9 protein-coding genes are annotated in these 13,098 nt (G+C 42.4%); all 9 read left to right on the top strand.

All coding sequences use genetic code 11. The annotated features are described in order from the left end of the window. The coding region (tuf, locus tag A6E04_RS00015) for an elongation factor Tu (RefSeq protein WP_065609276.1) at positions 1–942 on the top strand (942 nt) is incomplete at its 5' end. A gap of 229 nt (positions 943–1,171) precedes the next feature. Next, positions 1,172–1,549, top strand: coding sequence for a preprotein translocase subunit SecE (secE, locus tag A6E04_RS00020; RefSeq protein ID WP_023604471.1), 378 nt, complete (start codon positions 1,172–1,174; stop codon positions 1,547–1,549). A gap of 12 nt (positions 1,550–1,561) precedes the next feature. Beyond that, on the top strand, positions 1,562–2,107 hold the full coding sequence (gene nusG / locus A6E04_RS00025; RefSeq protein WP_017023469.1) for a transcription termination/antitermination protein NusG: 546 nt from the start codon (positions 1,562–1,564) through the stop codon (positions 2,105–2,107). Positions 2,108–2,226: 119 nt separating this feature from the next. Further along, complete coding sequence (rplK, locus tag A6E04_RS00030; protein ID WP_017023470.1) at positions 2,227–2,655, top strand: 50S ribosomal protein L11; 429 nt, start codon at positions 2,227–2,229, stop codon at positions 2,653–2,655. 4 nt (positions 2,656–2,659) lie between these two features. Next, the gene (gene rplA / locus A6E04_RS00035) at positions 2,660–3,364 is read left to right on the top strand and encodes a 50S ribosomal protein L1 (protein ID WP_017023471.1); all 705 of its coding nucleotides are present in this window, start codon (positions 2,660–2,662) and stop codon (positions 3,362–3,364) included. Positions 3,365–3,610: 246 nt separating this feature from the next. After that, on the top strand, positions 3,611–4,105 hold the full coding sequence (gene rplJ / locus A6E04_RS00045; RefSeq protein WP_012551290.1) for a 50S ribosomal protein L10: 495 nt from the start codon (positions 3,611–3,613) through the stop codon (positions 4,103–4,105). Positions 4,106–4,160: 55 nt separating this feature from the next. Continuing rightward, a complete protein-coding gene (gene rplL, locus A6E04_RS00050) occupies positions 4,161–4,526 on the top strand; it encodes a 50S ribosomal protein L7/L12 (RefSeq protein WP_012551289.1) in 366 nt (121 codons plus the stop codon). A gap of 231 nt (positions 4,527–4,757) precedes the next feature. Beyond that, positions 4,758–8,786 carry a DNA-directed RNA polymerase subunit beta gene (gene rpoB, locus A6E04_RS00055; RefSeq protein WP_017023473.1) on the top strand — a complete coding sequence of 1,343 codons (4,029 nt, stop codon included), beginning with the start codon at positions 4,758–4,760 and terminating at the stop codon, positions 8,784–8,786. Between the two features lie 71 nt (positions 8,787–8,857). Continuing rightward, positions 8,858–13,063: a DNA-directed RNA polymerase subunit beta' gene (gene rpoC, locus A6E04_RS00060; protein ID WP_017023474.1), complete on the top strand. Its 4,206-nt coding sequence runs from the start codon at positions 8,858–8,860 to the stop codon at positions 13,061–13,063. Positions 13,064–13,098 lie beyond the last annotated feature (35 nt).

Consider the following 13,098-nt stretch of genomic DNA (forward strand, 5'->3'; position numbering starts at 1 on the left):
TGTCCTGGACACGCCGATTATGTTAAAAACATGATCACTGGTGCTGCTCAAATGGATGGTGGTATCCTAGTTGTTGCTGCAACTGATGGTCCTATGCCACAAACACGTGAGCACATCCTACTTGGTCGTCAAGTTGGTATTCCTTTCATCGTTGTGTTCATGAACAAATGTGACATGGTTGATGATGAAGAACTTCTTGAGCTAGTAGAAATGGAAGTTCGTGAACTTCTTTCTGAATACGATTACCCAGGTGATGATTTACCAGTAATCCAAGGTTCAGCTCTTGGCGCTCTAAACGGCGAAAAACAATGGGAAGATAAAATCATTGAGCTTGCAGAAGCTCTAGATACATATATTCCTCTTCCTGAGCGTGCTGTTGACATGCCTTTCCTACTTCCTATTGAAGATGTATTCTCAATTCAAGGTCGTGGTACTGTTGTTACTGGTCGTATCGAACGTGGTATTCTACGTGTAGGCGACGAAGTAGAAATCATTGGTATCAAAGAAACTACAGTTTCTACATGTACTGGTGTTGAAATGTTCCGTAAACTGCTTGACGAAGGTCGTGCTGGTGAGAACGTTGGTGCACTTCTACGTGGTACTAAGCGTGATGACGTTGAACGTGGCCAAGTACTTGCTGCTAAAGGTTCAATCAACCCACACACTAAATTTGAGTCAGAAGTATACGTTCTTTCTAAAGATGAAGGCGGCCGTCATACTCCTTTCTTCAAAGGCTACCGTCCACAGTTCTACTTCCGTACAACGGATGTAACTGGTGATATCACACTTCCTGAAGGTGTTGAAATGGTAATGCCTGGTGATAACGTTCAAATGACGGTTGAGCTAATTGCTCCAATCGCAATGGACGAAGGTCTACGCTTCGCAATCCGTGAAGGTGGCCGTACAGTTGGTGCTGGTGTTGTTGCTAAAATCTTCGCTTAAGATTTGACTAAGTACTAGCAAAAAGGGCATCATTTGATGCCCTTTTTCTGCGTTGTATTGTGTGTTGTTTTATCTGCACCTTGATTTTTTAAGAAAATGCAGAGTACAGCGCAGATAAATTAGCAAATCGCTGGTTTATAGGATGAAGAGAGTAGGGTATATTTACTCTTGTTTTTGAATTTCTGTCTAATGATGGAAAATGATTTTAGTTATGTCACAGGTTGGTTTTATGAAAACAAATACTGAGACGACAGAAACTTCAGGCGCAGTTGATACAATAAAGTGGTTACTAGTTTTAGTTCTACTTTCTGCTGCGGTAATTGGTAATTATTTACTAGCTGATTTGTCTGTTGTTATTCGAGCTGCCGGTGTAGTTGCATTAATTGCTGCTGCTGGTGGTATTGCTGCCTTCACAGCAAAAGGTCAAACTGCAATTGCATTTGCTCGCGAATCAAGAATGGAAGTACGTAAGGTTGTTTGGCCTACACGCCAAGAAACAACACAAACAACTTTCATTGTTCTTGCTGTATGTATCGTAATGGCTCTTATTTTATGGGGTATTGATGGTATTATGGTAAGACTAATTGGCTTAATCACAGGTGTTTGAGGATAAGTGATCATGAGTGAAGCTCCAAAGAAACGTTGGTATGTAGTTCAAGCCTTTTCAGGGTTTGAAGGTCGTGTATCTCAATCGTTACGCGAATATATTAAAATGCATAACATGGAAGAGTTATTTGGCGAAGTACTTGTACCAACTGAAGAAGTGGTAGAAATGCGTGCCGGTCAACGTCGTAAAAGCGAACGTAAATTTTTCCCTGGTTACGTGTTAGTGCAAATGATCATGAATGATGAATCATGGCACTTGGTACGTAGTATTCCACGTGTTATGGGATTCATTGGTGGTACTTCAGATCGCCCTGCACCAATTACTGATAAAGAAGCTGATGCAATTTTAAATCGCCTTCAACAAGCGAGTGAAGCACCTCGCCCTAAAACGTTATTTGAAGCTGGTGAAGTGGTTCGTGTTACTGAAGGACCATTTGCTGACTTTAACGGTACTGTTGAAAATGTTGATTACGAAAAAAGTCGCATCAAAGTGTCAGTTTCTATTTTTGGCCGTGCAACTCCAGTTGAACTAGAGTTTAGCCAAGTAGAAAAAAACTGATCGAAAAATCAGCAAAGCTATTGTAAAAGGCGCGAATTATTATTATAATTTCGCGCGTTTTTGTTAACGGGGAGCTGCTCCTATTGGACAGCGTATGAACCCAAAAATTAGGAAATATCATGGCTAAGAAAGTTGAAGCTTATATCAAACTGCAAGTTGCAGCAGGTATGGCGAACCCAAGTCCACCAGTTGGTCCTGCTCTAGGTCAACACGGTGTAAATATCATGGAATTCTGTAAAGCGTTTAACGCAAGAACAGAATCTGTTGAGAAAGGTCTACCTACTCCAGTAGTTATCTCTGTATACAGCGACCGTTCTTTTACGTTCATAACTAAGACTCCACCAGCAGCAGTTCTTCTTAAGAAAGCTGCAGGCGTTAAGTCTGGTTCTGGCCGTCCAAACAGTGACAAAGTTGGTACTGTTACAGACGCTCAAATACAAGAGATCGCAGAAACTAAAGCTGCGGACATGACTGGTGCTGACATTGAAGCTATGAAGCGTTCAATTGCTGGTACTGCTCGTTCTATGGGCCTAGTGGTAGAGGGTTAAGATTATGACTAAACTTACTAAGCGTATGCGTAATATCCGCGAAAAAGTGGAAGTTACTAAAGACTACGAAATCAACGAAGCAATTGCTCTTCTTAAAGAATTAGCAACAGCTAACTTCAATGAAAGCGTTGACGTTGCTGTTAACCTTGGCATTGATGCACGTAAATCAGACCAAAACGTACGTGGTGCAACTGTACTACCACACGGTACTGGTCGTAATGTTCGTGTTGCTGTGTTCACTCAAGGTGCAAACGCAGAAGCTGCTAAAGAAGCAGGCGCTGATCTAGTAGGCATGGAAGATCTTGCTGAGCTAGTTAAGAAAGGCGAAATGAACTTTGACGTTGTTGTTGCTTCTCCAGATGCAATGCGCGTTGTTGGTCAACTAGGTACAATCCTAGGTCCTCGCGGTCTTATGCCAAACCCTAAAGTTGGTACTGTAACGCCTAATGTTGCTCAAGCAGTTAAAAATGCTAAAGCTGGTCAGGTTCGTTACCGTAACGACAAAAACGGCATCATCCACACTACTATTGGTAAAGTGGACTTTGATGGCGCTCAACTTAAAGAGAACTTAGAATCTCTTCTAGTTGCACTGAAAAAAGCAAAACCTACTTCAGCTAAAGGTGTTTTCCTGAAGAAGGTAAGCATCTCTACTACAATGGGTGCTGGTGTTTCTCTAGATCAAGCTACTTTAGAGACTACATTAAAATAATTTGCAAACGCGCAAAATTTATGTATAATTTTGCGCCTATCAAATTTATGGTTGGGGCTGTTTGATTTTTAATTAAAACAGTCTCCGTCCAAGACCGTAGGCGCTCGAAAGGGCTTAATAAAACCTGCGTAGACGGTGCCGAACTAAAGGCTAATTTTTCGAAATTAGTTTTCTGTGAATGCATCGTAATTACTCTCCTACAGTTTTTGTAGTGAGTGGTGTAATCACAACCAGAGGTTAATCCAAATGGCTTTAAATCTTCAAGACAAAAAAGCAATTGTTGCTGAAGTCAACGAAGCAGCCAGTGGTGCACTTTCTGCAGTTGTAGCTGACTCTCGTGGCGTTACTGTTGGCGCAATGACTTCTCTACGTAAACAAGCGCGTGAAGCGGGTGTTTACATGAGAGTTGTTCGTAACACACTAGCACGTCGTGCAGTAGAAGGTACTCAGTATGAGTGTCTACAAGACACATTTACTGGCCCATCTCTACTTGCATTCTCTAACGAGCACCCAGGTGCTGCAGCACGTCTTTTTAAAGACTTTGCTAAAGAGAATAAAAACTTCGAGATTAAAGCTGCTGCATTTGAAGGCGCAGTTACTGATGCTGATGTACTAGCGACACTACCAACTTACGACGAAGCAATTGCACGCTTAATGATGTGCATGAAAGAAGCTTCTGCTGGTAAACTGGTACGTACTATCGCTGCTGTTCGTGATCAAAAAGAAGAAGCTGAGGCATAAGCCCTGCTTTATTTGATTACAAAATAAATTATTGTTGACTTAAAAGAGAATTGTTATGTCTATTACTAACGAGCAAATCCTAGACGCAGTTGCAGAAATGTCTGTAATGCAAGTTGTTGAGCTTATCGAAGCTATGGAAGAAAAATTCGGTGTTACTGCTGCTGCTGCAGTAGTTGCTGGTGGCGCTGCTGCTGAAGCTGCTGAAGAGCAAACTGAATTTGATGTTATCCTAACTGCAATTGGCGGAAACAAAGTTTCTGTAATCAAAGCAGTACGTGGCGCTACAGGTCTTGGCCTGAAAGAAGCTAAGGGTCTAGTTGATTCTGCTCCTGCTGCACTTAAAGAAGGCGTTGACAAAGCTGAAGCTGAAGGCCTTAAAGCACAGCTTGAAGAAGCTGGTGCAACTGTTGAAATCAAGTAATTATTACTTAGTTTCATAGCCTAGCGGCTAATGGCTGGTGGTTTATTAACCACTGGCCTTTTTGCGCTGTAGGGTATAGGGTAATTTCACACTGTTTAAAGTCCCTATATTCGAGCAAAAAACATAGTCTCAATCAGAGATTATGTCCTACATTAAACAGTGCTATTAGTGCTGTCCAAACCTTTCGAAGGCGGACGGTTCGGGTCACTTATCAGCGAGCTGAGGAACCCCATGGTTTACTCTTATACAGAGAAAAAGCGCATCCGTAAGGATTTTGGTAAGCGTCCACAAGTGTTGGACATACCATACTTACTATCGATCCAGCTTGATTCTTTTACTAAGTTTATCGAGCAAGATCCTGAAGGGCAATACGGTCTTGAGGCTGCTTTCCGTTCTGTTTTTCCAATTCAGAGCTACAATGGCAACTCTAAGCTAGAATACGTTAGCTACAATCTCCGTGAGCCAGAATTTGATGTTAAAGAATGTCAAATCCGCGGTGTTACCTATTCTGCACCTTTACGCGTTAAATTACGTTTAGTTGTGTACGATAAAGATGCACCTGCAGGCACGGTAAAAGACATTAAAGAACAAGAAGTCTACATGGGCGAAATTCCGCTTATGACTGACAACGGTACTTTTGTAATCAATGGTACTGAAAGGGTTATCGTATCCCAGCTGCACCGCAGCCCAGGTGTCTTCTTCGACAGCGATAAGGGTAAAACCCATTCATCTGGTAAAGTTCTTTATAACGCGCGTGTAATTCCTTACCGTGGTTCATGGTTAGATTTCGAATTTGATCCTAAGGATAACTTATTCGTACGTATCGACCGTCGTCGTAAATTACCAGCAACGATCATCTTACGTGCACTTCGTAAAACAACAGAAGAAATCTTAGATCTATTCTTCGATAAAGTTGTATTTGAAGTGAAAGATCAAACGTTAATGATGGAATTACTTCCTGAACGTTTACGTGGTGAGACTGCAACATTTGATATTGAATCGAACGGCAAAGTTTATGTTGAAGCCGGTCGTCGTATTACTGCGCGTCATATTCGTCAATTGACGAAAGACGAAGTAAATAATATCGAAGTACCAGTAGATTATATCGTAGGTAAAGTGGCTTCTCACGATTATGTGAATGAAGACACTGGTGAGATCATTATCGCGGCTAACCAAGAGTTTAGCTTAGAAGATCTTGCTAATTTATCTCAAGCTGGCCACAAAAAGATCGAAGTGTTATTTACGAATGACCTTGATCATGGTGCATACATTTCTGACACATTACGTGCAGATTCAACTGTTGACCGTTTATCGGCACTTGTTGAAGTTTATCGTATGATGCGCCCAGGCGAGCCACCAACAAAAGAAGCTGCTGAATCATTATTTGAAAGCCTATTCTTCTCTGAAGATCGTTATGACTTATCGACTGTTGGTCGTATGAAGTTCAATAGCTCAATTGGTCGTGATAATGGTGAAGGCGCTGGCATCCTTGATGAAACAGACATCATCGAAGTTATGCGTAAACTGATCGATATTCGTAACGGTAAAGGCGAGGTTGATGATATCGATCACCTTGGTAACCGTCGTATTCGTTCTGTTGGCGAAATGGCAGAAAACCAATTCCGTGTTGGTTTAGTTCGTGTAGAACGTGCTGTTCGTGAACGTCTAAGTCTTGGTGACCTTGATGCAATTATGCCTCAAGATCTTATCAACGCTAAGCCGATTTCAGCTGCAGTTAAAGAATTCTTTGGCTCTTCACAGTTGTCTCAGTTTATGGATCAGAATAACCCATTGTCAGAAGTTACGCACAAACGTCGTATTTCTGCTTTAGGGCCTGGCGGTCTAACTCGTGAGCGTGCTGGTTTCGAAGTTCGTGATGTACACGCGACTCACTACGGTCGCCTATGTCCAATCGAAACTCCTGAAGGACCAAACATCGGTCTAATTAACTCATTATCAGCGTATGCTCGATGTAATGAATATGGTTTCCTAGAAACTCCATATCGTCGTGTTGTTGATAATATTGTGACTGAAGATGTAGATTACCTATCTGCGATTGAAGAAGGTACTTTTGTTATTGCACAGGCGAATGCCGTGTTAACAGAAGAAGGTACTTTCGCTGATGAATTAATCATCGCTCGTCAGAAAGGTGAATCAGGCCTACATCCACGTGAACACATCCAATATATGGATGTCGCGACAAACCAAGTTGTATCTGTAGCTGCATCGCTTATCCCGTTCCTAGAACACGATGATGCGAACCGTGCCCTAATGGGTGCGAACATGCAACGTCAAGCTGTACCTACATTAAGAGCTGATAAGCCTTTAGTTGGTACTGGTATTGAGCGTTGTGTAGCAATCGATTCAGGTGTAACTGCTGTTGCTAAACGTGGCGGTATGGTTCAGTCAGTAGATGCTTCTCGTATCGTTATTAAAGTGAACGAAGAAGAATTGGTATCTGGCGAAGCTGGTATCGATATCTACAACTTAACTAAATACACTCGTTCTAACCAAAATACGTGTATCAACCAACGTCCAACAGTGCTTCCTGGTGAACCTGTTACTCGTGGTGATGTTCTTGCTGATGGTCCGTCAACGGATCTTGGTGAGCTTGCACTTGGTCAGAACATGCGTATCGCATTTATGCCTTGGAATGGTTATAACTTCGAGGATTCAATCCTTGTATCTGAGCGTGTAGTTCAGGAAGACCGTTTCACGACGATTCACATTCAAGAACTATCTTGTGTGGCTCGTGATACTAAACTTGGTTCAGAAGAGATCACTGCAGATATCCCTAACGTAGGCGAAGCTGCTCTGTCTAAACTAGATGAATCAGGTATTGTTTATATCGGTGCTGAAGTTAAGGGTGGAGACATCCTAGTTGGTAAAGTAACACCTAAAGGTGAAACTCAACTGACTCCAGAAGAGAAGCTACTACGAGCTATCTTTGGTGAAAAAGCATCAGATGTTAAAGATTCTTCTCTACGTGTACCAAACTCTGTTTCAGGTACTATCATTGACGTACAAGTATTTACGCGTGATGGTGTTGAAAAAGATAAACGTGCTCTAGAAATCGAACAAATGCAGCTTAAAGAAGCTAAGAAAGACATCACTGAAGAATTCCAGATTCTTGAAGGTGGCTTATTAGCACGTGTTCGCACACTTCTAACGCTTGCAGGTACTTCTGAAGTTAAACTTGATGCGATGGATCGTAAGCAGTGGTTAGAAATCACGCTTGATGATGAATCACAACAAAATCAACTTGAGCAGCTTGCTGAGCAATATGATGAACTTAAAGCTGAGTTCGATAAGAAATTCGAAACTAAACGTCGTAAGATCACTCAAGGTGATGATCTTGCTCCAGGCGTACTGAAAATCGTTAAAGTTTACCTAGCGGTAAAACGTCGTATTCAGCCTGGTGATAAGATGGCGGGTCGTCATGGTAACAAGGGTGTAATCTCTAAGATTAATCCTGTTGAAGACATGCCTTATGATGAAAAAGGTCAGCCAGTAGATATCGTACTGAACCCACTGGGTGTACCTTCTCGTATGAACATCGGTCAAATTCTTGAAGTTCATATGGGTCTTGCTGCGAAAGGTGTTGGTGATAAACTTAACCAAATGCTTAAAGAGCAACAAGAACTGCATAAGTTCCGTAACTTCTTACAAAAAGTATACGATCTTGGTGAAACTCGCCAAGAAGTAGACATCGCTGCACTGTCTGATGACGAAGTTCGTACATTAGTTAAGAACTTACGCGGTGGTTTACCAATCGCAACACCAATCTTTGATGGTGCTCCAGAATCATCAATTAAAGAACTATTAAAACTTGTTGATCTGCCAGAATCTGGTCAGTTGAAATTGTTTGATGGTCGTACTGGTGATGCGTTTGAGCGTCCTGTAACTGTTGGTTACATGTATATGCTAAAACTAAACCACTTAGTTGATGACAAGATGCACGCACGTTCTACCGGCTCTTACAGCCTTGTAACTCAGCAGCCACTTGGTGGTAAAGCTCAGTTCGGTGGTCAGCGTTTCGGTGAGATGGAAGTATGGGCACTTGAAGCTTATGGTGCTGCATATACTCTACAAGAAATGCTAACAGTTAAGTCGGATGACGTGAACGGTCGTACTAAGATGTATAAAAACATCGTAGATGGCGATCATCGTATGGAACCAGGTATGCCAGAATCGTTCAACGTATTGTTGAAAGAGATCCGCTCACTTGGTATCAACATCGAGTTAGAAGACGAAGAATAATCTCATTGAGATTGTCCGGTAGAATATAAGGCGCTCGCCGAGCGCCTTTTTTCTCCTTACAGGAGCCGAATGTGAAAGACTTATTAAAGTTTCTGAAAGCACAACATAAGACCGAAGAATTTGATGCAATCAAAATCGGTCTTGCTTCACCTGACCAAATTCGTTCATGGTCTTTTGGTGAAGTTAAAAAGCCAGAAACAATCAACTATCGTACCTTTAAGCCAGAACGTGACGGTCTTTTCTGTGCACGTATCTTTGGCCCAGTGAAAGACTACGAGTGCTTATGTGGTAAATATAAGCGCCTGAAGCACCGTGGTGTTATCTGTGAAAAATGTGGCGTAGAAGTAACGCAAACTAAAGTTCGTCGTGACCGTATGGGTCATATTGAACTTGCGTCTCCTGTTGCACATATCTGGTTCCTTAAGTCACTTCCGTCTCGTATTGGTTTGTTAATGGACATCCCACTGCGTGATATCGAACGTGTACTTTATTTTGAATCATATGTGGTTACAGAGCCAGGTATGACTGACTTAGAGCGCAGCCAACTTCTTTCAGAAGAAGAATATCTTGATAAGCTTGAAGAGTTCGGTGACGAATTCACAGCTAAGATGGGTGCGGAAGCGATTAAAGACTTGCTTGGTTCTATGGACATGCAAGCTGAAATCGAGAACATGCGTGAAGAGTTAGAAACAACTAACTCAGAAACAAAACGTAAGAAGCTGACTAAGCGTTTAAAACTTGTAGAAGCATTTGTTCAATCTGGTAACAACCCAGAATGGATGATCTTAACTGTTCTACCTGTTCTTCCGCCAGATCTTCGTCCTCTAGTTCCACTAGATGGCGGTCGTTTTGCTACGTCTGATCTAAATGACTTATACCGTCGTGTGATTAACCGTAACAACCGTTTGAAGCGTCTTTTAGACTTAGCTGCACCAGACATCATCGTACGTAATGAAAAACGTATGCTGCAAGAGTCTGTTGATGCACTGCTTGATAACGGTCGTCGTGGTCGTGCGATTACAGGTTCTAACAAGCGTCCTTTGAAATCTCTTGCTGATATGATCAAGGGTAAACAAGGTCGTTTCCGTCAGAACTTGCTTGGTAAACGTGTAGACTATTCTGGTCGTTCTGTTATTACAGTCGGTCCATACCTTCGTCTACATCAGTGTGGTCTTCCTAAGAAGATGGCACTTGAATTATTTAAACCATTTATTTATAGCAAATTAGAAGGTCGTGGTTTTGCTACGACAATCAAAGCTGCTAAGAAAATGGTAGAGCGTGAAGAAGCGATCGTTTGGGATATCCTAGATGACGTTATTCGTGAACACCCAGTACTGCTTAACCGTGCACCAACACTTCACCGTCTTGGTATTCAAGCGTTTGAACCAGTACTAATCGAAGGTAAAGCGATTCAGCTTCACCCACTAGTGTGTGCGGCATATAACGCCGATTTCGATGGTGACCAGATGGCGGTACACGTACCACTAACTCTGGAAGCTCAGCTAGAAGCTCGTACCCTAATGATGTCGACGAATAATATTCTGTCGCCAGCATCAGGTGACCCAATCATCGTTCCTTCTCAGGATGTTGTATTAGGTCTGTACTACATGACGCGTGACAGAATTAACGCGAAAGGCGAAGGCATGTACCTAGAAGGTTTTGCTGAAGCTGAAAAAGCATACCGTACAGGTAATGCTGAGCTACATGCTCGCGTTAAAGTTCGTATCACAGAAGTTCTTCGTGATGAGAACGGTATTGAAACTCGTGAAACTAAACTGGTTGATACGACTGTTGGTCGTGCAATGCTATGGCAGATCGTTCCTGAAGGTCTTCCTTACAGCATCATTAACCAGAAGTTAGGTAAGAAGCAAATCTCTAACCTATTAAACGAGGCATATCGTACTCTTGGTTCTAAAGATACAGTAATCTTTGCAGACCAAATCATGTACACCGGTTTCGCATACGCAGCATTGTCTGGTGCGTCTGTTGGTATCGATGACATGGTTATCCCTGATGCTAAGTATACGAAAGTTGCTGAAGCAGAAGAAGAAGTTAAGCAAATTCAAGAACAATATCAATCTGGTCTTGTAACTGCGGGCGAACGTTACAACAAAGTTATCGATATCTGGGCAGCAACGAATGAACAAGTTGCTAAAGAGATGATGGATAACTTGTCTTCAGAAACTGTGCTTAACCGCGATGGTGAAGAAGAGCAACAAGAATCGTTTAACAGCGTTTACATGATGGCCGATTCAGGTGCTCGTGGTTCTGCAGCTCAGATTCGTCAGCTTGCAGGTATGCGTGGTCTGATGGCGAAACCAGATGGTTCAATCATCGAAACACCGATCACGGCGAACTTCCGTGAAGGTCTAAACGTAAACCAATACTTCATCTCAACGCATGGTGCGCGTAAAGGTCTTGCCGATACAGCACTTAAAACAGCGAACTCAGGTTACCTGACTCGTCGTTTAGTAGACGTTGCTCAAGATGTAGTAGTTCACTTAGATGACTGTGGAACACTGGAAGGTGTTACCATGATCCCTCTAATTGAAGGTGGTGATGTTAAAGAACCTCTACATGAGCGTGTTCTAGGTCGTGTAGTTGCTGAAGATGTATTGAAACCAGGTACAGATGAGATCCTTCTTCCACGTAACACGCTTCTTGATGAGAAGCAGTGTCAAATCGTTGAAGAGAACTCAGTTGACCAAATTAAAGTACGTTCAGTTGTAAGTTGTGAAGCTGACTTCGGTTGTTGTGCAAACTGTTACGGTCGTGACCTTGCTCGTGGACACATGGTAAACCAAGGTGAGTCAGTAGGCGTTATCGCTGCTCAGTCTATCGGTGAACCTGGTACACAGCTAACGATGCGTACGTTCCACATCGGTGGTGCGGCATCTACGGCTGCAGCAGACAACAGCATTCAAGTTAAAACGAATGGTTCGATTAAACTTCACAATGCTAAGCACGTAACGAATGGCGAAGGTAACTTAGTTATTACGTCTCGTGCATCTGAAATGACTGTTATTGATGAACATGGCCGTACGAAAGAAAGCTACAAGCTATCTTACGGTACTATTCTTTCTAAGAAAGATGGTGATGCAGTAAACCAAGGCGATAAGATCGCTGCTTGGGACCCGCATACAATGCCAATCATCACAGAAGTAAAAGGCCAAGTTCAATTCGTTGATATGATTGATGGTGTGACTATTACAACTCAAACTGATGAGTTAACGGGTCTATCTTCAATTGTTATCCTTGATGCGGCTGAGCGTGCTTCTGCAGGTAAAGACATGCGTCCAACAGTGAAACTTGTTGATGCGAATGGCCGTGACATCATGATCCCTGGCACTGAAATGCCAGCTCAATACTTCCTACCAGGTAAAGCAATTGTTAACCTGGCAGATGGTGGCGATGTAGGTATCGGTGAAACACTGGCTCGTATTCCTCAAGCTTCAAGTGGTACTAAAGATATTACCGGTGGTCTTCCACGCGTAGCGGATTTATTTGAAGCTCGTAAACCTAAAGAGCCAGCAATTCTTGCTGAGCACGCAGGTATCGTTGCTTTCGGTAAAGAAACTAAAGGTAAAGTACGCTTATTGATCACTCGTGATGACACTGGTGAAGTTTATGAAGAAATGATTCATAAACATCGTCAACTTAACATCTTTGATGGTGATAAAGTTGAGCGTGGTGACGTTATTTCTGATGGTCCAGAAACTCCACATGATATTCTACGTTTACGTGGTATTCATGCAGTTACTGAATACATCACAAACGAAGTTCAAGAAGTTTACCGCTTACAAGGCGTTAAGATTAACGATAAGCACATTGAGACTATCGTTCGTCAAATGCTACGTAAGTGTACTATCACACATTCTGGTGACTCTACTTTCCTTGAAGGTGAGCAATTAGAATTTGCAAACGTAACTATTGCAAACCGTCAGCTTGAAGCTGAAGGTAAGCAACCAGCTCGTTTTGGCCGTGATTTACTTGGTATTACTAAAGCATCTCTTGCTACTGAGTCGTTCATCTCTGCTGCATCGTTCCAAGAAACGACGCGCGTACTTACTGAAGCTGCGGTTTCTGGTAAGCGTGATGAACTACGTGGTCTGAAAGAAAACGTAATCGTTGGTCGTCTGATTCCAGCGGGTACAGGTTTCGCATACCACCAAGCTCGTCAAAAGCAAAAAGCAGCAGCGAAAGTTGCGCCTTCTGCTGAAGAAGCAACAGATAACTTAGCGGCGCTATTGAATGCGGGTTTCTCTTCTGAAGAGTAATTAGTTTTAATATTCGCTAAATAAAAAGCCCTACA

This window comes from Aliivibrio logei (assembly GCF_001691055.1).
In the GTDB taxonomy this organism is placed as follows: Bacteria; Pseudomonadota; Gammaproteobacteria; order Enterobacterales; family Vibrionaceae; genus Aliivibrio; species Aliivibrio salmonicida.